This is a genomic window from Streptosporangium sp. NPDC002607, assembly GCF_053592655.1.
The window spans coordinates 1-22817 of the sequence record NZ_JBSFWD010000064.1; the positions used below are offsets into that span (position 1 = coordinate 1).

At 62.5% G+C, this 22817-nt stretch carries 22 protein-coding genes, 1 tRNA gene and 2 pseudogenes; 18 read left to right on the forward strand and 7 right to left on the reverse strand.

What is annotated here, in order from left to right; genetic code table 11:
- Positions 1 to 807 precede the first annotated feature (807 nt).
- Complete coding sequence (locus ACWD3H_RS41165) at positions 808 to 1353, reverse strand: DUF6461 domain-containing protein (RefSeq protein WP_451958875.1); 546 nt, start codon at positions 1351 to 1353, stop codon at positions 808 to 810.
- Between the two features lie 418 nt (positions 1354 to 1771).
- On the opposite strand from ACWD3H_RS41165, the gene ACWD3H_RS41170 reads away from it, so the two are divergent.
- From ACWD3H_RS41170 to ACWD3H_RS41205, 8 genes are all read left to right on the forward strand, one after another.
- Positions 1772 to 2107, forward strand: coding sequence for a hypothetical protein (locus ACWD3H_RS41170; RefSeq protein ID WP_451958876.1), 336 nt, complete (start codon positions 1772 to 1774; stop codon positions 2105 to 2107).
- A gap of 377 nt (positions 2108 to 2484) precedes the next feature.
- Positions 2485 to 2703: a hypothetical protein gene (locus ACWD3H_RS41175; protein WP_451958877.1), complete on the forward strand. Its 219-nt coding sequence runs from the start codon at positions 2485 to 2487 to the stop codon at positions 2701 to 2703.
- Between the two features lie 812 nt (positions 2704 to 3515).
- On the forward strand, positions 3516 to 4193 hold the full coding sequence (locus tag ACWD3H_RS41180; protein ID WP_451958878.1) for a hypothetical protein: 678 nt from the start codon (positions 3516 to 3518) through the stop codon (positions 4191 to 4193).
- A gap of 272 nt (positions 4194 to 4465) precedes the next feature.
- Positions 4466 to 4837 (forward strand): type II toxin-antitoxin system RelE/ParE family toxin, encoded by a 372-nt coding sequence (locus tag ACWD3H_RS41185; RefSeq protein ID WP_451958879.1) that lies wholly within the window; start codon positions 4466 to 4468, stop codon positions 4835 to 4837.
- The gene (locus ACWD3H_RS41190; protein WP_355623990.1) at positions 4834 to 5190 is read left to right on the forward strand and encodes a helix-turn-helix domain-containing protein; all 357 of its coding nucleotides are present in this window, start codon (positions 4834 to 4836) and stop codon (positions 5188 to 5190) included. The genes ACWD3H_RS41185 and ACWD3H_RS41190 overlap by 4 nt, the downstream gene beginning before the upstream one ends.
- A 553-nt stretch (positions 5191 to 5743) precedes the next feature.
- Complete coding sequence (locus ACWD3H_RS41195) at positions 5744 to 6514, forward strand: CPBP family intramembrane glutamic endopeptidase (RefSeq protein ID WP_451958880.1); 771 nt, start codon at positions 5744 to 5746, stop codon at positions 6512 to 6514.
- Between the two features lie 182 nt (positions 6515 to 6696).
- Positions 6697 to 7392 (forward strand): DUF6188 family protein, encoded by a 696-nt coding sequence (locus ACWD3H_RS41200; protein WP_451958881.1) that lies wholly within the window; start codon positions 6697 to 6699, stop codon positions 7390 to 7392.
- 241 nt (positions 7393 to 7633) lie between these two features.
- A complete protein-coding gene (locus tag ACWD3H_RS41205; protein ID WP_451958882.1) occupies positions 7634 to 8200 on the forward strand; it encodes a hypothetical protein in 567 nt (188 codons plus the stop codon).
- 190 nt (positions 8201 to 8390) lie between these two features.
- Here ACWD3H_RS41205 and ACWD3H_RS41210 read toward each other — a convergent pair whose 3' ends face one another.
- Positions 8391 to 8891 (reverse strand): hypothetical protein, encoded by a 501-nt coding sequence (locus ACWD3H_RS41210; protein WP_451958883.1) that lies wholly within the window; start codon positions 8889 to 8891, stop codon positions 8391 to 8393.
- Between the two features lie 403 nt (positions 8892 to 9294).
- Between ACWD3H_RS41210 and ACWD3H_RS41215 the strand changes: the two genes are divergently transcribed.
- Positions 9295 to 9615 carry a hypothetical protein gene (locus tag ACWD3H_RS41215; RefSeq protein WP_451958884.1) on the forward strand — a complete coding sequence of 107 codons (321 nt, stop codon included), beginning with the start codon at positions 9295 to 9297 and terminating at the stop codon, positions 9613 to 9615.
- Between the two features lie 245 nt (positions 9616 to 9860).
- Positions 9861 to 10352 carry a hypothetical protein gene (locus ACWD3H_RS41220; RefSeq protein WP_451958885.1) on the forward strand — a complete coding sequence of 164 codons (492 nt, stop codon included), beginning with the start codon at positions 9861 to 9863 and terminating at the stop codon, positions 10350 to 10352.
- 336 nt (positions 10353 to 10688) lie between these two features.
- Here ACWD3H_RS41220 and ACWD3H_RS41225 read toward each other — a convergent pair whose 3' ends face one another.
- Positions 10689 to 11234 carry an exonuclease domain-containing protein gene (locus ACWD3H_RS41225; RefSeq protein ID WP_451958886.1) on the reverse strand — a complete coding sequence of 182 codons (546 nt, stop codon included), beginning with the start codon at positions 11232 to 11234 and terminating at the stop codon, positions 10689 to 10691.
- A gap of 246 nt (positions 11235 to 11480) precedes the next feature.
- Between ACWD3H_RS41225 and ACWD3H_RS41230 the strand changes: the two are divergent.
- Positions 11481 to 12628: pseudogene (locus ACWD3H_RS41230) on the forward strand (IS3 family transposase).
- Positions 12513 to 13715, forward strand: coding sequence for a tyrosine-type recombinase/integrase (locus tag ACWD3H_RS41235; protein ID WP_451958902.1), 1203 nt, complete (start codon positions 12513 to 12515; stop codon positions 13713 to 13715). Before ACWD3H_RS41230 ends, ACWD3H_RS41235 begins: the two are co-directional and overlap by 116 nt.
- Before the next feature lie 1028 nt (positions 13716 to 14743).
- On the opposite strand, the pseudogene ACWD3H_RS41240 reads toward ACWD3H_RS41235, so the two are convergent.
- A pseudogene (locus tag ACWD3H_RS41240) lies at positions 14744 to 15265 on the reverse strand (ISAzo13 family transposase); the annotation flags it as partial.
- A 313-nt stretch (positions 15266 to 15578) separates the two neighbouring features.
- Between ACWD3H_RS41240 and ACWD3H_RS41245 the strand changes: the two are divergent.
- The 5 genes from ACWD3H_RS41245 to ACWD3H_RS41265 all read left to right on the forward strand — a co-directional run bounded on the left by ACWD3H_RS41245 (position 15579) and on the right by ACWD3H_RS41265 (position 20322).
- Complete coding sequence (locus ACWD3H_RS41245; protein ID WP_451958887.1) at positions 15579 to 16160, forward strand: DUF6461 domain-containing protein; 582 nt, start codon at positions 15579 to 15581, stop codon at positions 16158 to 16160.
- Positions 16161 to 16644: 484 nt separating this feature from the next.
- Positions 16645 to 17163, forward strand: coding sequence for a hypothetical protein (locus ACWD3H_RS41250; protein WP_451958888.1), 519 nt, complete (start codon positions 16645 to 16647; stop codon positions 17161 to 17163).
- Positions 17164 to 17562: 399 nt separating this feature from the next.
- Positions 17563 to 18066 (forward strand): hypothetical protein, encoded by a 504-nt coding sequence (locus ACWD3H_RS41255; RefSeq protein ID WP_451958889.1) that lies wholly within the window; start codon positions 17563 to 17565, stop codon positions 18064 to 18066.
- 646 nt (positions 18067 to 18712) lie between these two features.
- Positions 18713 to 19357, forward strand: a complete 645-nt coding sequence (locus ACWD3H_RS41260; protein ID WP_451958903.1) for a hypothetical protein — start codon at positions 18713 to 18715, stop codon at positions 19355 to 19357.
- Between the two features lie 83 nt (positions 19358 to 19440).
- Positions 19441 to 20322 (forward strand): haloalkane dehalogenase, encoded by an 882-nt coding sequence (locus ACWD3H_RS41265; protein ID WP_451958890.1) that lies wholly within the window; start codon positions 19441 to 19443, stop codon positions 20320 to 20322.
- Between the two features lie 134 nt (positions 20323 to 20456).
- On the opposite strand, the gene ACWD3H_RS41270 is transcribed toward ACWD3H_RS41265, so the two are convergent.
- The 3 genes from ACWD3H_RS41270 to ACWD3H_RS41280 all read right to left on the reverse strand — a co-directional run bounded on the left by ACWD3H_RS41270 (position 20457) and on the right by ACWD3H_RS41280 (position 21620).
- Complete coding sequence (locus tag ACWD3H_RS41270; protein ID WP_451958891.1) at positions 20457 to 20732, reverse strand: hypothetical protein; 276 nt, start codon at positions 20730 to 20732, stop codon at positions 20457 to 20459.
- Between the two features lie 33 nt (positions 20733 to 20765).
- Positions 20766 to 21287 (reverse strand): hypothetical protein, encoded by a 522-nt coding sequence (locus ACWD3H_RS41275; RefSeq protein ID WP_451958892.1) that lies wholly within the window; start codon positions 21285 to 21287, stop codon positions 20766 to 20768.
- A gap of 259 nt (positions 21288 to 21546) precedes the next feature.
- Positions 21547 to 21620 (reverse strand) — tRNA-Gly (locus tag ACWD3H_RS41280).
- Positions 21621 to 21739: 119 nt separating this feature from the next.
- Between ACWD3H_RS41280 and dcd the strand changes: the two genes are divergently transcribed.
- Entirely contained in the window at positions 21740 to 22315 is a 576-nt protein-coding gene (gene dcd, locus ACWD3H_RS41285) for a dCTP deaminase (RefSeq protein ID WP_350911147.1), read from the forward strand.
- Positions 22316 to 22817 lie beyond the last annotated feature (502 nt).

A 22817-nucleotide genomic window follows, 5' to 3' on the forward strand; every position in this document is an offset into this window, starting at 1 on the left:
CGTCCGGGTTGCCCGAGGTGGCCCGGATGGTTCGCGAGCCTCAGCCCACCGACCGGCGGCAGTTCCAGGAGATTCAACTGCTCGCCCGCAAAGCCCAGGCAGGGGCTGTCTGACCGAACACATGACCGCATCCAACCTGTCGGACGGGGAGCCGTCAGGCTCCAGGCGTCGACTCGTGATCAGGGCTCACCGCCCGTTCGAGCTCCGATTCGGTCGAATGCGGGGACTCCGAGGAACACCTTCGATGACCTGCGCTCCTGGCGGGCATCGAGCTGAGCGATCTTCTCTGCTGCCCCAGCGGGGCTGACCCGTAGCCCTTCGATCTCGTCGAGCCGGCCTTCGCGTTCGGCCTCGGCGGTGCGGCCCTCTGCGGCGGGCGGGCCGATTCCCGCCGCCGTTCGGGACCGGCGCCCACGCCGCACGGTCCGGCCGGCCTGCAACAGATCCAGGACTTTCCGACGGAACTCAGGGGGATATCTCCTTGCCATGCCGACCCTTCCTGAAGGGGGTGGAGGCAGGTAAGTCAACCAAGGCGACTCCACGAAAGCCGGGGTACATCAGGTCCGGAAACCATCCGTGACCTGGGCCTTCTAGCTTGGAGCGGGTGACGGAAATCGAACCCGCGCTGTCAGCTTGGGAATCATCTACTGACCTTGGTGCTCTGAGCTGGGAAAACAGGGGTGCAGGTCAGGGCTGGTCGAGTCCCCCTGAGTGACCGTGGTTCCCCGCTTGTTCTGGCACGCATCTGGCACGTGATCAAGGCTGGGGCGTCTACAGGGGAAAACACGGCAGCGGTATGGATACAGGTCATTGGAGGTGGTCGCTTGCGCCGGTCAGGGCATCTCGGGCGTAGTTCCTCCGTGAGAAACGCACACCAGTGGCGCGGGAGGCGAAGGCGAGAGCCGCGGGGATGGCGTTCTCGGTGAAGTCATCACGGTCGAGGCCCAGTTCGTGAAGGTCGGGGAGAAGATGTTCGGGGACCTCTCCGTAGCGATAGGAGTAACCGTACAAGCCGAATCGGGTGATCAGATCCCCGTCGATGAGGAGGCTGAAATCGTCGCTCTTGATGTTGGCAAACACCGTGGCCATCGTCGTGCCCGACGACAGCAACCCCGGCGCCGGTCCCCCCGACGTGCCCCATCCGTAGTCGATCAGGACTGTTCCTCCGTCGGCTGCGTAAGCTTCGACTCCGAAATCACCGACGGTTCCGGGAACGACGTCGATCCGGTGCAGAACTTCGCGAGGGGGTAGGCCTTGCACGAAGCTGGCACAGAGCCAGGTATCGCCGGCACCATCAGTGAACTCTTGATAGAGCCATTCGTACTCTCCTGCCGCCGCGCCGCTCATCAACATGCCTTTCCTGAAGGATCAAACCCGCGATGATCTTCGCAGAGGAGGCCGACAACTGTCCGGTCTGGGTGCGTTCCGTCCTTGAGCTGGGAGGATGCTGACCTGCGGGGGAGCGCTTCGAGTACCCTTGATCACCCTCCTGGCGGGCATGCAACGGGCACGTGAGGGGCACGGGAAGCGTCTCCACCGTCGATCGCCCCCGACCCCGTACGGTGGCCGACCATAGCTTGGCGATCGTGAGGGCGGTAGGGCAACGGACCGATCTGGAGATCGGCTTTCCGGTGTGCGATCATCGACGCCATGACATCGATCAGAAAGGGCCATGCCGCGTAGGCGCCCTTCCGAGGTCCGCCCGCGACGGTTGCGGTGCGGAACCCACAGACCCTCGATCCACCAGGTCCCCGGCCTCACCTCCCGGCCCATGGCCGCGGTGATCGCCCTGGAACACACCCTTCTGGAACCAGGTGAGGTAGCCGCGGCGCTACGGGCCTGGACGCGGGACGTCATCCCCGGCACCACCACCAGGCTCTTGCCCACGTGTTCATGTCCTGGATGCTCGTGGGAAGACGATCCGCGCGGAGACCTCGAACGGATACTCGTCGCGCTGCCCCGCTGGGCCAGGCCGTACCTCTACACCCTGGTGCTTCCCATCGACAGGAGCTTTCTCGCCCGGACGTCATCGGATCCCCGTGCCTCGCCTGACTGGCCATGGTGGCGGCAACGGCGCCGTCCGTACTTCGGGGACGCCACCGGCTGACCAGGTGGTGGTGTGGCCCCCGTGCGGTGGCGGATGGCCGGGTACGGCGGGTGCTGGGTGCGGCGCGCGGCCCTGAGTCCCGCCGCCGTTCGGGACCGGCTCCCAGGCCGCATGCCCGGACGGCGGGCGGGCGGCGCGCCGCGCCGCCGCCTTGACCTGATCCTTTCGGGTTGGCCTGAGAGAAGTGGTGCATGGTTAGGTCTGTGCGGACAGGCTGCGGCCTTCCTCTGATCGCATTGCTGTACTCGCAGCATAGGGAGCAAGCGGTCTTACGCCGCATACCCCGGCTGTCTGCGCACCCGTGCGCCAATGCCGGGACATCACTCTCTTTGATCTCCAGATAGCCGGTAGACCTTGCCTGTCCGTATGATCGCCCAATGTCTGATGGAAAGTGCACCCAGTGCGGCCACCAGGGCCTGGAGCCAGGTTTTCTCGCCGACCGTCAACAAGCCGGCTTCGGCATCTGGGTGGAAGGTGAGCTGGAACGGGGAATTCTCGGCGGAGCCAAGCTGATGGGCCGCTCCAAATGGGTCGTGGACGCCCGTCGTTGCCCGAACTGCTTTCACTTGGAGCTCTTCGCCCATCACCAGCTGTAATCTTCATGCGCAGGGCTACAGGCCCTTCAGTCAGGCCACAACGGGCAAGCCGGCCCCGTCCGGTGTCTCGACTCAACCGGCTTGTGGGGCGCGTGTTTCCTCACCCCAAGGGCAGGAAGGGCGGGGCGGCCACCGGCGGTAGGCATTCCTCCGGTAAGCGACCGCACCACGTCGTCGTGAAAGCTCGCGCTTACGCCGTTGTCCGCCTGGAAAGCCCCCTTGTCGCCGTCCGCCATCCGCCATGCCTGTCCCTCAACAGCCCGGAGCGGCACGCTGTCTACGGGTAGGAGAGTCGCAACGTGGCCGCCTACGAGAAGGGCGGCCAAGACAACCACACCCAGCCACGCTCGGCCCAATTCGATCGGCTCGGCCAGAGTGGAGGGCTCATGTCCGCACTGTACGGCCCGCGTTCCGGGTTGCCTGCGTCGCTCACGCACCCCGCCCGCCTGATCATCCCGGAGCCGGAGCGTCCCCGCTGGAGGCGTCCCTGGGCAGGGGAAGCCGTCGGGCAGACTAATGGCCCGAGAAGATCGAACAGTCCTGGAAACGACTAAGGCCCGGGTCGGGAATCCACCCCTGACCTGGGCCTTGAAACGTGGAGCGGGCGACAGACGGGAATCGAACCCGCGCTGTCAGCTTGGGAATCGCATGGATCATGCCTCATAGGTGTGCTGAGCTGAGCTTCGGGCTGGTCGTGAGTGACCGTGGCTGACCCCTCGTTACCGGGGTTAATGACACGACGATCAGCTTGTGGCGTGGGTCCTCTTGCTCGGGGGTGCTCGCGCGGTCAGGTTGCCATCTAAGGAGCTGTGATGACGAACTCTTGCTTGCCCGGTGTGCTTGTGCTGGCCGTGGCGCTCGCCTTGTCCTCCTGCTCATCGGATTCCTCTGCCTCTCCGGTCTCCCCCTCGGCTCCGGAGGTGGTGAAGTTACGGGCGCCAGCCAGGAAGGTGCTCGACGGCCGACTTAACCGGACGGTCCGTACTGCGGGCCTGACAAGAGAGATCGGCCGCAGCGGTCTCGATCGATGCAGGAGGGGCAACGACGACGACAAGAACGAAGAGGACTTTTCAGCGAAGTGCGCGTTGACCCTGCACCGGGCCTACTTTTGGGACGGCGATGTCGATGCCTTCCTCGACCGCTTTCGCGGTTGCCCGAGCACGGTCACCGAGATCAGGGACTACTGGCACGAGTTCGGCGGCAAGCCGGAGCCTCGAAATAGCTCGCACGTCTACGATGCCGGCGATCTCCCCGAGTTCGTCTGTGATGGCGTGACGATGGGGTTCGCCACCTCCAGCACCAGGGATCCGCACTTGAACTCCATGCCGGGCGCTCGGCTCTGGGATCCGGATGGCGGAATGTACGAGCCATACCACTGGGCGCCTGAAGGTAAGCCGTGGCTGAAGGACTGGATGAGCATCCGTGACACGAACAAGTTCCTGATTGCCCTGGAGGCATCCGAGGACTACTGGTTACTTAAGAGCGGGTGACGGGAATCGAACCCGCGCTGTCAGCTTGGGAATCGGCTGCTGGTGTTGGCGGGCTGAGCTGGGAAACGGGGGTGCAGGTAGACGGGGTGTGGTTCCCCGTGAGTCCCTGTGGATGACCGGTCTTCCCTGCCTGTTCTGGCACGGATCTGGCACATGATCAACGCCGCCTGGGAGGACCTGGACGAGCAACCAAGATCGAGAAGTGGACGCGGGGCAGGCCTGGTGCTCATTCCCGCCACGGGTTACCATCGAGAGCATATACTATTGATGGTATGCCTCAGTGGGAGATCGACCTAGAGCCGGAGGTGGAGTCTTGGCTGGACGGACTTTCCTTTCCGCTCTACCAACGGGTTATGCGGAACGTAGACGACTACCTCGTCACTGGTGGCATCCCTGATGGGGATCACGTGAAGAAGCTGAAGGATGCCGAAGGTGTGCACGAACTGCGTGTCGCTCTCGACCGCACAACCTGGCGGTTGACCTTCTGGAAGCCATCCAACAAGGTGATCGTGGTCCTGACGGTCTTCCGTAAGACACAGGATGGGACGCAGACCGCCGACATCGACCGAGCGATCGCTGCTAGGAAGCGGTGTGAGGCACAGCATGACCTAACCACCACGCACGTGTTCGAGAGGAGCGCATGATGGGTCACAGCCGTTGGGAAACCTACAAGGCGAAGCGTCTGCGCGAGATGGAAGCGGATGCGCAGTCCCACTCCGAATACGAGCAGGCGGGCCGTGACTTGGAGCTCGGAGACCAGTTGCGTGAGATCCGTAAGCGCCGAGGCTTGTCTCAGAAGGTCGTAGCGGAACGCTCCGGGATGTCCCAACCCGCTCTGTCTCGCATCGAGGGCGGTGGCGGCATTCCGGATATAGCGACACTGCTGCGTCTCGGTGCGGCAATGGGAGTTCGGTTCCGTGTCGAGCTCATCGTCGACGACGACACCACTGAAATCGAGCCTCTAACGGTGCATCACCGACAGCTGGCGAACGCATAAGTTGCAGGCGGCCACTTCGAGGCTCAGTCCGTAGACTTCCGCTGCTCCTTCGGGGGTAGCGGTCTTCAGCCGCGACAGGCTTGCTCGGGAGTCACCAGCGCCAGGGGAACGGGGAAGGCCCAGCTCTAGATCACATTTTGAGCTGGGCCTTTGAGCGTGGAGCGGGTGACGGGAATCGAACCCGCGCTGTCAGCTTGGGAATCATCTACTGATCTCGCTGCTTTGAGCTGGGAAAACAGGGGTGCAGGTCAAGGTAGGGCGGGTGACCGTGAGTCCCCGTGAGTGACCGCGGTTCCTCGTCCGTTCTGGCACGCCGATCATGACGGCCGTCAGTGGAGGAAAGGGAACGGACTCGGATCCGGTCGTGGCGAAGGTGGCGATGTGCTTGGCCGACGGCGAATCTCGCAGGGCAGGTGCCGAGCAGAGCGTGTCGTGCCGTCTTAGGATCAAAATTGAGGCCTACTGCAGGCCACTCATAGAGAGCGAGCCTAACGTGTCTGGTCCCCGGACAACCTCCGACTCTCGCCCTGCCCTGCTCTGGCGAATCCTCATCGTGTTCGCTGTCACTGTCCTGCTTTGGCTATTCGTCTACCATGGCACCCCGCTCGGCTATGACTACGACCGCCTTACCCATGCCGCCAGGGCCGTCCTCACGACGGTTCTCATCGTTCCCATGGTTGTGGCCGCCCGCCGCCTGCTCGACCGTCGTCCCTGGACCGGCCTCGGGCTGCCCTCCTTGCGTGCCGGCTGGCGGCGCCTGTTGCTTGGAATGGTCTGCTGGCTCATCCCCGCCGCTATCGGGTTCGCGCTCTGTCTCGGCTTCGGCTGGGTCGAGATCAGCCTGCGCACCTCCGCTGCGGACGCCCTCCGAGTGACAGCGCTCCTGGTCGTGCTCGTCGTCCTGTACGAGGCGCTGCCGGAGGAACTTGTCTTCCGCGGCTATCTGCAGCGCAACCTTGTCACCGTGTTGCCGGCCTGGCAGGCGGTCATCGGGCAGGCCGCGTTGTTCACCCTGTTCGGATTCCTCGTCGGAGCCGCCACCTCCCCTGACAGGCTCCTTGTCTTCTTCCTCTTCGCCCTCGTCCTTGGTGGCTTTCGCGTCGCCACCGGTGATATCTGGGCGGGCATAGGTTTCCACCTCGCTTTCCAGACCGTTGCTCAGTTGTTCGACGGACCAGGGGCTGTCTTCGACGTCACCGGACTTGGCATTCTGGGAATCGTCGCTCTGGGCGGCCTGCCGTTCTCGCTCGGCTGGGTAGCCATGGAACGTCTCCACCGAGAACGCCTGAACTGGCAGGTCCTCGAACCGGATCCTGTTCGTTGAAGCCGTACTTAAGTGCAGAGCGGGTGACGGGAATCGAACCCGCGCTGTCGGCTTGGGAAGTGCATGGATCACGCCTCGTAGAGGCGCTGAGCTGGGCGTTCGGCCGGTCATGAGTGACCGTGGTTGACCCCTCGTCACCCTGGCTAATGGCACGCTAATGGCGCGAGCGGCAGGATGATCTGGTGAAGCTGAACGAGAAGGTCGCGGCGGGGATCGCGGAGGAGTACCTGGACCAGTGGCGACGTGTCGCGCGCTACGACGAGCTTGCCGTGATGGAAGAGAACGGTGACAAGGACTGGGAGAACGTCACCGGCGAGGATGGCCAGGAGTACAAACTCCTCGCCTACGTGCTTCCGCACGGCGACGAGACGCTTCGGATGGTGATCTCGGTAAACCACCGGAGGAGGGATCATGCGGCTGCTGACCCGCTGATCCGGGAAGCGGTCATGCGCTCAGACGGCATTGTGACCACACCGGCAGATCTGGCTGAGCTGGAGGACCGTTGGCTTCTGCCCTACCGGGGGATGCAGGTGGTTCAAGTTCGGGTGAGCTATCAGTTGACGTTGCTCCTCGACGGTGACGTCCAGGTGAACATCGAGTGCACGGCGACGCTCACCAGCGGCCCACTGAGCGCTCCCAATGCGAAGCCGGTCCAGCTGGCCCCTGAACGCCAGGAGGTGGCACCGGCCCTGGCTCTCTTCGGCGCGACAATCGTGTCGCCGGTTGCCTTCAAGTCTGGTGCGCTGCGGTTGGTCTTCGACACCGGGACGCACCTGAACGTGAAACCCGACTCCCGATACGAGGCGTGGAGCATCCGCGGTCCTGACGATTTACGCTTCGCCTGCTTGCCGGGCGGTGGACTTTCGATTTTTCGATGATCGGAGGAGCCAGCTTGGAAGATCTCGGCACGCAACCCTCCGAGCTGCTGCGGGCCAGGTAAGGGTCGGTTTCGGAACACTTCATACCTCTGAGCTGACCTTACGAGATCTACGCGGCCATGCGCTCAGTGGTCACCCCCGTATAGCCGCTTCGAGCACACTGGTCCCCAGCAGCCACGTGCATGGCTACTCAAGAAACCCAGGTGAAAATCCGACGCTTGAACTGCAATGATCTTCGGCCATGGGTACGAACCAGGCGATCAAGGACCTGAAACGGGCACTGCGATCCCATAAACCTGTCAGGGTCAGTCGCAGCATCAGCGGTGCCGACCGGCTCGACGCCTACGTGGTGGGCATCGGCCAAAAGTGGGTGATGCTCCATACCATCTCCGACGAAACACGTCTCGATGGCTACTCAGCCGTACGGTTCCGCGATGTCGAGCATGCGACACGTTCTGGTTGGAAAGGTTCGGATGTCGCCCACCGTGCCCTCACCCTACGCGGGGAGCACGCCCAACCCCTGACAACCGTCGACCTCGACACGACCACTGGCCTGATCGACACGATGACCAAGACATTCCCATTGATAGGTGTCTACGTCGAGGAGCTCGACCCGTGTTCCTGCTATATCGGCCGCGCCCGTGGGGTCACCAGGAAAAAGAACTTGCGGCTCCAGGAAATCAGCTCCCGAGCAACCTGGGGAAACACCTGCTTCAAGAACCGAACGGTCGATATCACCAGGCTTGATGTCGGCGGCGGCTACCTTGACGCCCTGCACGCGGTCGGCGGAGATCCGCCGGAGCTCTGATGCTAGATATGCGGATTAAGAGATCGACTTTGCGTTGTTCTGGACAGTTCAATGCAGGTCAGCGGACATGTGTGGTCCGTCCTGAACGATTCTGAACGACCCTGTACTGCAACGGGCAGTGCAACTGGAAAACACTCATAACTCCTGTGTCACCAGCTTGGGAATGAGTGGCTCGGTACGGAACGCTGGGTCATGCTTCCGGGACTTCTCTTGGTAGAGCAGGCCCCCAGAACTGAAGCTTGTAGATACCAACTATATGAACAAAAGTGGGGTACTCAATCTTCGGAACGCTCTGCGGCTCTCTCTGCAGCACGCGAACGTGCCATGTGGCGCCTGTTCGTCCAAGGTCAAATGCCTCGAATTCGTCTTCCTGGGGATGGTAGTGACTGAGCTGTATCCGCCCTGTCCGCAGGTAGATCTCGCCCGACCAGGAGTGCTTCCATTCGGGCTCGGCCTGAGGTGGTTCCTCGCTCCACAACTCGTATCGAACGTACGCGATTTTGTCATGGTCGTTAAACATCACAGCGTTGGGACCGATTTGGAACCATCCGTGCCATACTCCCGGCCACTCCTGATCCCAAACTGCTAGCTCATCTCCAATGAGCGCCCCCTGATCGGTCACCATCCATTCGCCGCCCTCCCACTGTCTCGGCTGTATCTCCTGTACCAGGTCTGCGAGTAAATCGGCCACGAATGCTCCCTTTTCATGCCCCAACCGCCGGAGGGCGTCCCTGTTTGTGGAACTGGTGATGATCTAAGCAGAGCAGGACGACAGTTTCCCAACCATGTGGTCGCCCCCCTAATCGCACTGCTGGGCACTGGTAGTGCTGATGGCTTCCGATAGTCTGCGGTGGGGTGAACTGGCCGGCCTCCGGCATCGGGGCATCGATCTATAAGATCATGGAGCGCAGGGGCTATTCCAGTATGCGAGACGACGAGCAGGATACGGATTAAAGTGGACGGCTCTTATTGGCATTCACAACGCTCTGACCTGGCGTTTCGGATGCTGCCTCCCCCTTGCCTGGGGGAGGAAATCCGTGCATAGTCCGGATCTTGATGGCGCCTCCGAAGAGGGGGCTGGGAGACTCTGCGACATGAGTAAGATCGAGCGGCCGCTCGTACGTGAGTTGTTTCCCGATCTCGTCGCGGATCTCATCGCGTGTTTGAGAGAAGAAGGGGAGGAAGATCTTGCCGTCTCCACCTGGGGCATTCGGTTGTACGGGGAGTGTGGATGCGGTGATGACTTCTGCCAGAGCTTCTATACGGCTGAGCGGCCGGCCGGAGCGTACGGTCCCGGGTACAGATGCGTGCCGCTGCTTCCGCCGAGAGGTGATCTGATCCTTGACGTCGTTGAGGGACGGATCATGTACGTGGAGGTCCTGCACTACCCGAAGCTGCCACATCCGGTGAGTTGAAGCTGTCCGCTTGGGAATCATCTACTGATGTTGCTGTCCTGAACGGGGAAAGCGAGGGTGCAGGTCAAGGGGGCGAGTCCCCGTGAGTGACCGTGGTTCCCCGCCTGTTCTGGCACGCATCTGGTACGGGAAGCTCGCTCGTCGTCATCACTTGACGGCAGCCTGGTTGCGCTGCCTCTGATAGCCGATCTTGTCGGTGGCGGAGTCTATGCTTCCCGCCCATGGCCAGAGATGAGACTCCTGTCGTGCAGATCAAGCAGATGGATGTGGAGGTGGATTACAGCCAGGCTTATCTCGTGGACGAGGGGTGTGACGCGTACAGCCAGTTTGATGACGTGCCGAGCCACCCTGTGGGGATCATCCGAGTGGAGAAAGGCAGTGCCCTCCTGATTGTGGGTCCTCAGTGGGGAACGGTTGAGTTCACGGTGGCTGTCGCCGATCGGGATCCGGGTGCTGACCCCGATGGCTACGAAGACATCGTCGAGATCAGCTACGAGTCCCCATCGGGCCGGCTTTCGCTGCAGGAGTGGGGAGGGGGGAGGACGCATCCTCTTCCTCCGCTGCCCGCCGGTCCCGGAACATATCGTTTGCGATACCACATCAGAGGAATGGACGAAGAAAACTGGGTCGAACCAGGTGATCACTACTTCCTGCAGATCTGGCCTGAGCCGCCACGCGATCCCGCCGTACTTAAATCAACGAGTTCATCCTTTCAATGCTGGCTGAACCCTGAATGATCCAGGCAAGCTGGCGTGGAATAGAGTGACCTGCATTATCAGCCTGGGAAGTCTCTAACGCTCTTGGCTGCTGACCTGGGGAGCGCTGACCTGCGGGGGAACGCTTGGAGTAACCGCGATTCCCCGTGAGCCCCCCTTGGTCACTCTACTGACGGGCACGCAACGGGCACGGGGAATGTTCGCTCCGTCGTCGCCCTGGTGTCCGGTGGGCCTGGGCTGAGGAACGAAGCCCTGGACCGTCGATCGCCCCCAACCCTTTGCGGGGATCAGCCACAGTCAGGCGATCGTCAGGGTGGCACCACTAAGGGAAACGTGGCGATATGCGGCTTGCTGTGGTCAGAGCCAGGCATTGCGTGCGACCAAGTTGAGCACCAGGGCGCCGGCATTCCAGGCGTCGTCAACTCCACGGTGTTCTGTGCCTTCCAAGGGAAGGCCGACGAGCCGGAAAGCCTCGGGGCGGTCGGGCCCATGCGAGAGACCGTAGGCGGCGGCAAACTTTTGTTTGGCATTGGTATGAAAAGGGCTGAGAGGGTAAAAGACGCCTGCGGCGGCGCACTGTTCGGTGAACTGCCTGCGATCGAAGTCGCCCCAGCTCGCCCAGTGCCGTGTTCTAGCCTCATGATCGCTGACGAGCAGGGCGCATGCCTCGGAGAAGGAGAGGCCCCGGTCGACCTCGCGCTGGGTAAGACCGGTCAACTCAGTGCAGAAGTCGGTGACCGTCGAACGCTCCGGCCGGATGAGAATCCGGTGCCGGGACACCCGAGTCCGAGTGGTGAGGTCCACGACGCACAGGCCGACTTCGATGATCTCTGTGATCTGACCGGGTGGCGCGACACGACCGGGCCAGCAGGTCGCCTCGACGTCGATGACATTCAGTAACATCAGCACCTCATCCGGATGTTTTCAAACGCACTCTACTGACATTTCGCCCACTCGCTGATGATCAATGAGTTTGCCAGTCGGCTGCGGGCTCAGCAGGAGGACATCCCGGCCATCGTCTGTGCTCTTGCTCGCTGAGGCACAAGTAGTTTCCTTGGTTGCTGAGCTGGTCTTGGCTGATGTACCCCGGCTTTCGTGGAGTCGCTTTGGTTGACTTACCTGCCTCCACCCCCTTCAGGAGAGGTCGGCATGGCAAGGAGATATCCCCCTGAGTTCCGTCGGAAAGTCCTGGATCTGTTGCAGGCCGGCCGGACCGTGCGGCAGGTGGCCTTCGATCTACAGATCAGCGACCAGACGATCTACAACTGGCGCGAGCAGGAGCTAATCGACACCGGCCAGAAGCCCGGCATCACCTCCTCCGATCACATTGAGCCGGTCGCGGCCCGGCGCCGGATCGCCGAATTGGAGACCGAGCTGGCCGTGACCAGGCGTGCCGCCGAGCTGTTGAGAGAGGCGGCGCCCCCAAAAGGCGGTTCGAGGCCATCGCGGTGATGGCCGCCGAAGGACTCCCCATCCAGGTCTGTTGCCGCATTCTGAACGTCTCGGAGTCGGGCTTCTACGCCTGGAGAGACCGGCCACCCTCAGCCCGGGCGCTCCGGCACGCCTGGCTGACCAATGAGATCCGGCAGGTGCACGCCGCATCCAACGGCATCTACGGCGGCCTGCGGGTGCATGCCGAACTCACCTTGGGACGCGGCATCGCGGTCAGCCACGGTGCGGTGGCCATGCTGATGCACCGCGCCGGCATCAAGGGCCTGCCCGGCAACAAGCGCCGCCGACCCGTTCACCAGACACCCACCGCCGCGGACCTGGTCGACCGCCAGTTCGCCCGAGACGCCCCCAACGAGCTGTGGGTCACCGACATCACTGAGCACCCCACCCGCGAAGGCAAGGTCTATTGCCGCGTCGTCTTGGACGTCTACTCCCGCCGGGTGGTGGGCTGGTCCATCGATGCCGGCCAGACCGCCACCCTGGTCACCAATGCACTCGGCATGGCCATCCATAACCGCAGGCCGGCGGCAGGCACGCTGATTCACTCCGATCACGGGGTGCAGTTCACCTCCTGGGCCTTCACCCGCCGTGCCCACGATTCCGATCTGGTTCCATCGATGGGGTCGATCGGCGACTGCTTCGACAATGCAGTCATCGAGTCGTTCTGGGGACGGATGCAGACCGAGTTACTCAACCGCAAGCGGTGGAAGACCCGTATCGAACTGGCGAATGCGATCTTCGAGTACTTGGAGATCTTCCACAACCGGCGGCGACGACACAGTGCCCTGGGGATGCTCACCCCCATCGAGTACGAGATGCTTTACCCGAACGCCCAGCTGGCATGAGAGTCAACCAAACCGACTCCACCGAACTCGGGGTACATCATTTGCGAGTAAGACCGATGCGGATGTCTGGCTTGCTCGGAAAGAGGGCGAGATCCACGCCCAGGAGTGGACCGATCCGGACGCGGGCAAGGTCCCTTTCCGGAGTTACGCGGCCTGGTGGATGACGGAGAGGACGCTTCGTCCCAAGACGGCTCAGCTCTATGAGGGTCTGCTTCGGCTGCACATCGCTCCGACCTTCGGCGAGAAGCTGCTGGCGGAGATCACCTCACGTCACGTTCGGCAGTGGCACACCAAGCTCCTGGAGGGCGGTCCCGGTACCTCCACCGTGGCCAAGGCGTACCGGCTGCTGCGGGGCATCCTGAACACGGCGGTGGAGGATGACCTGATCAAGAAGAACCCGTGCCGGATCAAGAACGCTGGGGTGGAGCGCCCCGAGGAACGTCCCGTGCTGACCGTCTCGGAGGTCTTCGCACTGGCCGATGTCGTGCCTCGGCGGTTCCGCGCCCTGGTGCTCCTCGCGACTTTCGGCAGTATGCGATGGGGTGAGATCGCTGCCCTCCGGCGTCACAACCTCGACCTCAAGGCGCGGACGGTGAAGATCGAGGCGTCGGTCTTGGAGATGAGGACAAGGAAGCTCGTCACCGGCCGGCCCAAGTCGGATGCGGGCGCCCGGGTCGTCACCCTGCCGGAGATCATCATCAGTGACCTGGCCTGGCATCTCCAACGGTTCAGCGAGCCGGAGCATGACGGCCTGGTCTTCGTGGGAGAGAAGGGCGCCCAGCTCCGGCGCAGCAACTTCACGAAGGTCTGGGCGAAAGCCCTCAAGGACGCCGAGCTTCCGCAGATCCACGTTCACGACCTGCGGCACACGGGCAACACCCTGGCGGCGATGACCGGGGCCTCGCTCAAGGAACTGATGACGCGTATGGGCCACTCCAGCACCAAGGCCGCCATGATCTATCTCCACACGGCCAAAGACCGGGATCGGGCCATCGCCGACGCGCTGGGAGAGATCGTCAAGGAAGGGCTCAAGCCCAAGAATGGCGACGGCGACGATCCGCCTCTTGCTGAGGCCAAGATCAACTGATCTGGCACGAATCTGGCACGCGAGTGAGAATGGTCTCCGAAAACAACTAAGGCCCCGGTCCGGATTCACATCCTGACCTGGGCCTTCATAAGTGGAGCGGGTGACGGGAATCGAACCCGCGCTGTCAGCTTGGGAAGTCTCTATCGCATCTGGTCGCTGAGCTGGGAAGATTCTGACCTGCGGGGGAGCGGGTCGAGTGACCGTGATTCCCCGTGGTTCCCCCTTGATCCCCCTCCTGACGGGCACGCAACGGGCACGGGGTCATGCGCCAGCATGTGTCAACGACGCTCGAAAACTGGGTCATGCACCTGCTCGGTGCCCTGGACCTGGACACCGGGAAGATCCGCTACCGGATCCGTGAGCGCAAGCCCTCTCTACCAGACTGTTTTCCTATTTCGGACTTCAATCTGCGGCCCTGTGGCTAGCCCGTAAAATGCTCACTCAAATTGCATACCATCCCCTATGGATATCCACTAAAGCTGTGACTACCATCAAGAAGTAAACATCGACACCGAAAGGGATAACTAATGAGCCGTATCAAGAAGTTCGGCGTTTCGGTGGTCGCGGTGGCCGCGATCGCCGCCGCGACAACTCTAATGTCACCGACTGCCGCCGCCCAGGCGGCAACCTGCGACACTAGCGCGCAGATTGGTGTTAGTGGTGGCACTGGCTGGGCGATGTGCAGCGGTACCGGAGTGACTCAGACACAGGTCGTGCTCTTCTGCCAGAATAGTAGCGGTAGCTACACCACGGTTTACGGCCCTTGGGTCGCTAATTCCGTTAGATCAAATGCCAAATGCAGCAGTAGCTCATGGCCGATATCGGTCGGATATCAAAGAATCTGAGCCGACCACAAGCTCATCCGGTCGCGGCAGAGCATACAGGAACAGCTCGAAGAACCAACCAGGCGACTGAATGAAAGCAAGGCTAAAAGACTCTTCGTCATCACCCGTCTGTGATGCGGCGGACCACTTCATCACAGACGGGTGATGACACTCCTGCCCGACGTCGAGCAGGGCGGCAGCTACCGCGAGGAGCGTGGCTGCGGTCCGGTGGCGGGTTGGGGCGGGTGCGGGGTTGTAGCCGCCGTGTTCCAGGAGTGGGCGGGTCTCGATGAGAACGTTGCCGATCGTGCGGGAGCTGACTTCAAACGGTTCGCTGAGGACTTGCCGTGTGCAGACTTTCCGCTGGTAGAGGATGGCAGCGAGGATCCGCTCGGCATCGGTGATCTTCTGTTGGAAGATGCCGCCTCGGGCTCCGGGGAGTCGTTCACCGCCGCGTCGCTGATAGCGGAGGCGTTCGAGGCGGGCGGCTTGGAGCGAGGTGAGTCGCTCGATCATCTGGCGGAGTTCTTCGCGGCTCATCGCGGTCAGAGCAGGGTGCGAAAGCGTTTCGGAGATTTGGGGCCGCTGGGCGGGGACGTCGTCGTTGTCCAGGAAACTACGCGGCTGTGCGGCGGTGGTAAACCGGATGGTGGTGGCGGAGACCGTGACCTGGTGGTCGGTGAGCAGCTTGCGGGTCTCGGCGACCCAATAGCCGTGGGACCACTCTGGGCCTGAGCCTCCCACTGGACAGCGTTTCAAAACCTGGGCACCGAGATCGCCCGCTATCCCCCACGCAAGATCAACAGCCCTGGAAACGATCAAGGCCCGGCTCCGGATTCATGTCCTGAGCTGGGCCTTCACTCTTGGAGCGGGTGACGGGAATCGAACCCGCGCTGTCAGCTTGGGAATCGTATGGATCACGCCTCGTAGGACGGCTGACCTGCGCTTCGGGTCGGTCGTGAGTGACCGTAGTTGACCCCTTGTTACCGAGGTTAATGGCACGCTAATGGCACGACGATCAACAGATGAGGTGTTGCGGATGGCGTTTACCTACGCCGATGTTGCCTGGCTGGCCGAAGACGACGAGCTGGGCGATCTGTGGTGTCTGACCTTCGTGCGTGGAGTCAGCGAGGTGCAGGCGCTTCGCCGGCTGGGCGCCGACCAGGAGAGCATCCGGCCACTCACCTATGACGAGTTGATAGACGATGGCCTCTTTCCTGAGACGGTGCTCGCGGGGCGAGTGGGCGACTGGACGGTGCTCATCGAGGAGAGCGGGTGGACGTGCACGGAAGCCGACAAGGCACAGGCCCTCTCGGCCGGGACCGTGGCCGTTGCGGTGCTGCGGCACGACTACGCATCCGACGACTTCGTCTACGCGGTGGACGGGGAGCTGGTCACACACTTCAATCCCAAGATTCCAGAATGGCGGCACGGGAGTGATCCCGATCGGCTCAACGACCTGATGAGGCAGGCGGGCCTTGATCCCGATGACGCACCCGGAACCGGCGTTAAGGCGCCGTCGTCGGCATCCGGAGCACTTCTCCTCGCAGCCCGATTGACCGGCGTGGTACTGACCCCGGAGATCGTCAAAGGGCCGCTCATGAGTGGCGTCGTTGGCTGATCCGTCCACGATGCCACGTCCGACGGCCAGCCTGGAGAGGCTGGCACCACATTCCGCTGCCCGGAATCTGCCTGCGCTGCAGCACGGCTCGAACTCAAAACCTGCGGATTAAAGAAGACGCCTCAGCCAAGGTGCAGGGCGCCGACCTGGAGATGCGGTGTCCGTGAACATTCGCTAAGGTCCGCCGTCGTTCGCCCCCTTGGCTGTACTCGTGGCTGTACAGCCAAGGCACCGTCAGCTTGGGAATCATCTACTGACCTTGCCGCCCTGAGCTGGGAAAACGGGGGTGCAGGTCAGGGCGGGTCGAGTCCCCGCGATTCCCCGTGAGTGACCGTGGCTCCCCGCCTGTTCTGGCACGGATCTGGCACGGAAGCCGCTCGATATCCATCGCTCGCAGGCAGCCCGGTGGCGCTGCCCTGATAGCCGAAATTGTCGCTGACGGACTCTATGCTTCCCGCCCATGAGTAGAGATGAGACCCCTGTCGTGCACACCAAGCAGATGGAGGTGGAGGTGGAGGACTGCGGTGCGGTCTATCTCCTGGATCGGGAGGACTACAAGGCCGGCATTGGGTTAGATGACTCCCCGACTCACTCCATTGGGCTCATTGAAGTGGAGGGTAAAGGCATCGTCTGCCTGAATATCGCCGCTCAGTGGGGGGAAGTGCCCTTCACGGTGGCTGTCGCCGATCGGGATCCGGGTGCCCACTTTGACGGCTACGAAGACATCGTGGAGATCAGTTTCGAGTCCACGTCGGGCGAGCTCCTCCTGGCGGGGTGGCAGACGGATTGGGACGATGAAAAGGCGCACAGCCTTCCTCCGTTGCCTGCTGGTCCCGGAACATACCGCTTGCGGTATCACACCCAAGGGGATATGGAGAGCTGGTCCATAGATGGCTACTACCTTCAGATATGGCCTGCGCCGCAGCATGACCCCGCCGTGCTGAAAACTACAAGTCAATTCCTCCAGTACTTGCTGAACCCCAAAGCTTGGAAATCACAATGATCACGGACTTTGGGCCCTGGGACCCCTGGTCAACGACAACCTCGGGCCAGCCGTGAGTGTTCGTGGTTGACCATTCGTCGCCCTGGTTAATGGCCCGATGATGAGCTGTCTACGACTTTGAGAGACGCGGTCGGCGAAATGTCATGGGTGCGCATGGAAGGGAAATCGAACGCCTGACCTACAATTTACAAGATTGTGGCGCGCGGCCCTCCGGCCTGCTGTGTCCAAGGTCAGGGATGGTCTCGCCTTACCCGTGAATCCCCGTAGTTCCCCCTTGGTGACCCTCCTGACGGGCACGCAGCGGGCACGATCCGACGTAGGTCTCCAAACGATGTGCAAGGGCGTTCGAAGCAGATTTCCCCGCTGGGATGTGAACCAGAACCGTATGGTTGACGTTCAATGAACATGACGCGTAAGCGCTGGGTCGTTCTCATTGCCTCCGCTGCCGTGCTGAGCCTGGTGGTGCTGTGGTGGATCGCAACTGAGAACGGCCGACGGCTCGATAGACACGTACAGCGGGCTCTTGAGCGCTATGAGGAGGCCTTCGCGAGAGACGGTGCCCGTGCTACTCCGACACCTCTTCGTCGGGACGGGTTCGGTCCCGCTCTCGGCGTTCCTTCTGCGGAGAAGGTCATTGTCCACCGAGACGGCAGGACGCTCACCGTCGAGTTCATCGGGGGAAAGACCACGGGTCCCTGCGGTGCGGACTACACCGCGCGAGCCGTCGAGTCCGAGCATGCGGCTCTGATCGTGGTGGAGGAGCACTCGCATGAGTGGGGAGCGTCCTGCACACAGGAGGGATACCGCAGGCAGGCGACCGTACAGCTCAGCCGTCCCCTGGACGGGCGCACGGTGCTGGAGGCTATGGGAGGGATGCCCGTTCCCGTCGATCTTCCGAGATGACAGGACCCAGGTGCCGACCGGGTGATCACAGACGCGATCGACAGGCAATGAGAAAAGCGGGACGACGGCGACGCCGATGAGATGCCCGCAGGACGATCGCGGAGCCAATGGTCCGTTAACGGCCCGAGAAGATCGAACAGTCCTGGAAATGACGAAGGCCCCGGTCGGGAATCCATCCCTGACCTGGGCCTTGAAGCGTGGAGCGGGTGACGGGAATCGAACCCGCGCTGTCAGCTTGGGAAGTGCGTGGATCACGGCATGTAGTGGTGCCGACCTGCGTGTCTAGCAGGCCAATAGTGGCCTGGACTGCCCCCTCTTCGCCTCGGCTAATTGCACGCCGGTTGCATGGTAGTCAGGCTGAATGCCTACATAGAGGCAATCGCAGTTGACCATTGCGATGGGGGCGTTCCGGCGTAGCGAAAGCCTGCTGACGTGGGGCCTTAGTCTCCTTACGCGGCCGGGACCAAGGTCAGGGCCGGGGGACGAAGACCTGTCCCGTCGATTGCCCCTAAGACTGCGCAGCGACTACACCACCACCGCAAGTCGATGATCAAGCCATCGACATCACGTGCCTACAAGCCCCTCACGAGCATGTATGCCAATAGCGATCATCAATCGGATCCGGTTCGCGGTGAAGACGGTCTCCATGACCGTGGAGGCGGTGGGTGGCCACCGCACAGGTCTCCGCCTCTCGCCCGGCTCAGGCATCTGGGGTGCCGAGGATAGCGACATCCCCGCCATGTGCGGCGCGCTGCTCGCCGAACTCGCCCCCCTCGACCTGCCCTACATCCACCTTGAGGCCACCACCGACGAGGACGTGCTGGTCGAACTGCGCAAGGCCTGGCCCGGCACGCTCATCGTCAACCCGTCCTCCCCGATGGGCCCGCGGCAAACGGACAAGGCGGCCGCTGATCACTGGCTGGGGCTCGGCACCGATCTGATCAGCTTCGGCCGCGCCTTCATCGCCAACCCCGACCTCGTGGGACGACTGCGTAGGGGCTGCCGATCGCGCCTCACGACGAGTCCACCTGGTACGAGGGCGGCGACGCCGACTATCTCACCTACACCGCCTGCCGGCACACAGCCTGAAAACAACCGGGACGATCCGGCGAAGAACGCGATGCCGGTCGCACTCCTGTCTGGCTGCGCCGGTCGCCCGGCTCCAGGGCGTGCTCGAAGACGTCGCGCAGGAACTCCTCGCGGTGCACGTCGCCGGCCGCGGCCTGGAACAGTGCCTCGAAGGTCGCCGGGTCCTCGTGAGGCCAAGGCTGACAGTGGTCGCACACTATGACGCATGGGGGGGCTTGTGGCAAGACCCGGGTCGTGCTGCAGAATCTCCGACCTAGGCAAGAACCCACGGAAATGAGGAAAGTCATGATTTCGGCTGAAGAACGATATCGGAAGCGTCATATTGAGGTCGAGGGGCTTGAAATGGCATACGTCGAGGAGGGAGAAGGTGATCCGATCGTCTTTCTTCACGGCAACCCGACTTCGTCGTACGTATGGCGGAATGTCATCCCGTATCTGGCGGACAAAGGGCGCTGCATCGCCCCGGACCTGATCGGGATGGGCGAGTCCGCGAAACTTCCGGCAAGCGGGCCGGGCTCATACCGCTTCGTCGAGCATCGCCGCTATCTCGATGCGTTCCTTCAGGCCCTCGGCGTACGTGAGCGGGTGGTCATGGTGCTGCAGGACTGGGGTTCGGCCCTGGGTTTCGATTGGGCGTACCGTAAGCCTTCCGCACTCCGGGGTATCGCCTACATGGAGGCGTTCGTGGCTCCGATCCCCTCGTGGAGCGACTGGCCGGAGCCTGCGGTTGCGCTTTTCCAGACGATCCGCTCCACTGCAGGTGAGGAGATGGTCCTTGACAAGAATTTCTTCGTCGACGACGTCTTGCCTGCAGAGGTGCTGCGAGGGCTGTCGGAGGCGGAGATGGCCGTCTACCGTCGTCCCTACACAGAACCGGGCGAGTCACGCCGACCGACGCTGACTTGGCCGCGCGAGGTTCCCGTTGCCGGCGAACCACGCGATGTTCACGATGTCATCACGCGTTATGCGGAATGGCTCGCTAAGTCTTCGGTTCCCAAGCTGTTCATTGAGGCGGTTCCAGGAACGATGTTTGAAACACACCGGGCCATCGCCCGGTCGTGGCCGAATCAGGCACACATCACGATCACGGGTGGCCACATGGTTCAAGAAGACGCTCCCGATCAAATCGGAGCGGCCATCGCCTCCTGGCTGCGAGATCTCTCCTGAAAGGGGCGGTGGCGCCCGGGCTCCGGGGCGACGTGGTGCTGGTGGAGGGCGACCCGATCACGGACATCACCGCTCCCCGGTAATCGTGGAGATGTGGCGGGGCGGAGTCCGCCAGAGCCGGTCCTGAGCCGGGCCTACGGCTTCTGTCCCGCCTCGTTGACGATGCCCACCTGGGTACAGGTGGGCATCTGCCAGGTTGTCCCCTTCTCGATGCTCCACTCCACATGCGGGGCCATCGGGACGCGCTTGCCGTCCTTCACTGTGAACTTTTCGATGCCCGGCTGCGGGTAGCGCTCCTCGTAATCCCTGATCGCGGTCTCGCGCCTGCCTCTGTAGGCGTAGGTCGTCGGATCCAGCAGGATCTCGAAGTCGCGCCACCCCTCGACTGCGGGAAACCGACAGCACGGCACGGCCGTCGGCGTCGACCACCGATTCGTTCACCATCACGCCGGGCAGTTTGGCGGTCGCCCGGAAGACGGCGGCCTGCAGGTCCGGGGGACGATGTTCTGGGACAGGGAGGTGGCGAACCGCTCGAAGATCCAGTCGTCCTGATCGGCGCTTTCTATCTCGTGAATCTTACGGAACTCGGCCAGTAGCGCGTCGGGGTCGGTCGGCAGTGCGGCCAGCAGGGCATAGATGTTCTCCGGCGCATCCATCCTGGGGCGGAGGTCTGCAGATTGCCGTTCACCTTGTAGCCGACCCGCTTGCCGTCGGCTCGCGTCCAGAACTCGTCGACCGTGTTCAGCAGCGGTGTCTGCGAGGTGAAGTGCTTGCCATCGCAATCGCGCAAGCTCTGCCTCCGGTCCTTGGTGTAGATCCACTGATCGTCGCGGGGCGGCGTGAAGGTCTTGTTCTGTGTAGTAGCGGTCGAAGATGGCGGAGAAGCGCTCAGGCTCCCGCCAGGACTGCTCGATGATCACGGCGTCCGTGGTTTGCGCGGGCAACGCCCGTGTCATCGCGGTCACCTCTCCGTCCTAGGGTTCACGCCTCTGCTTCACCGATGCCCCCGTAAGTGTTCATACCGGGACATGAGCTGGGAGGAGGAGGATCGGGCCGCCGTCAACCCGCTGTTGATGCTTGCCGTCGAGCCAGTTTCAGCTGGTCAGATGGCTACCAAAGGGAATTTGGAAGATCGTTTTTGTGTGGTCTGCCCACGGTATGCCAATGAAGATCGAAAGCTTAAGTAGTGATCAAGGGATCGCCCGGTCAAGCTGAACGAGGGAGTGGAGCGGGTGACGGGAATCGAACCCGCGCTGTCAGCTTGGGAAGCTGATGTTCTGCCATTGAACTACACCCGCAGCGGTGTGCCGCCCCACCACTGTAGCGGAAGTTGGGTGGCTCTCGTCCACTGTGGGAAGCGGGATCGAGGTCTGTGCCGACGCTCCCGGGAGGGCGTGGCGTTGGTAGGTTGCCTCACGTGCTGCTTTCCGATCGTGACATCGTTGCCGAGATCGAGGCGGGGAGGGTGAGGATCGATCCCTTCCAGCCGGAGATGATCCAGCCGTCCAGTGTCGACGTATGCCTGGACCGCTACTTCAGGGTCTTCGAGAACCACCGGTACCCGCACATCGATCCGGCTGTCGAGCAGCCGGACCTGACGCGGATGGTCGAGCCCGACAAGGACGAGCCGTTCATCCTGCACCCGGGGGAGTTCGTACTGGCGAGCACGTACGAGGTCGTCACGCTGCCGGACGACATCGCCTCGCGGCTGGAGGGGAAGAGCTCGCTGGGCAGGCTCGGCCTGCTGACCCACTCCACGGCAGGGTTCATCGACCCGGGCTTCAGCGGGCACGTCACGCTTGAACTCTCCAACGTCGCGACATTGCCGATCAAGCTCTGGCCCGGGATGAAGATCGGCCAGCTCTGCATGTTCAGGCTCAGCTCGCCGGCCGAGTATCCCTACGGTTCGGAGAAGTACGGATCCCGCTACCAGGGGCAGCGGGGACCGACGCCGAGCCGTTCGTACCTCAACTTCCACCGGACGCCGATCTGAGATCCGGGATCAGATCCCGGAGGCGGATTCTCCGCCAAAGATGAACTAACGGTGAATTCAAAGTGAACTTTCACGCCGGGGCGGGTTGTCGTGGCGGGGTGAACCCTCCGAAGAAGGGGAGCGCCCGGGGACTCCGAGGGGCGAGAGGCCGCGGGAGCGGGTCCGTGAGTAGGGCTGCCGTGAGCAGGCAAAATTCGGGTTAACGGGCGATCGTGATGGAAATCACCCTGATTTTTCGCGGGAGGCCGACGAGCCCTGGCGACCTTGGTGAACCGTGCGGGAAGGGCACTGGACGCGGGGGTTTCCGAGGGAGGTACGGGGAAGGTGCCGGATGGCGTTCAGGGGTAGAGAAGTCCCATACTTGGCCTGTCTTCGTCATACTGTGGCCGAAAACCAGCAAAACGGTCAGCGGAAAGATGCCCTCAAGGCTGCCTCAAGCTGTGTGTCGCCGGGTATGCGCCGGGTAGCGACATCGGGAAGAGTGCGTGTCTAGCGGGTGAAG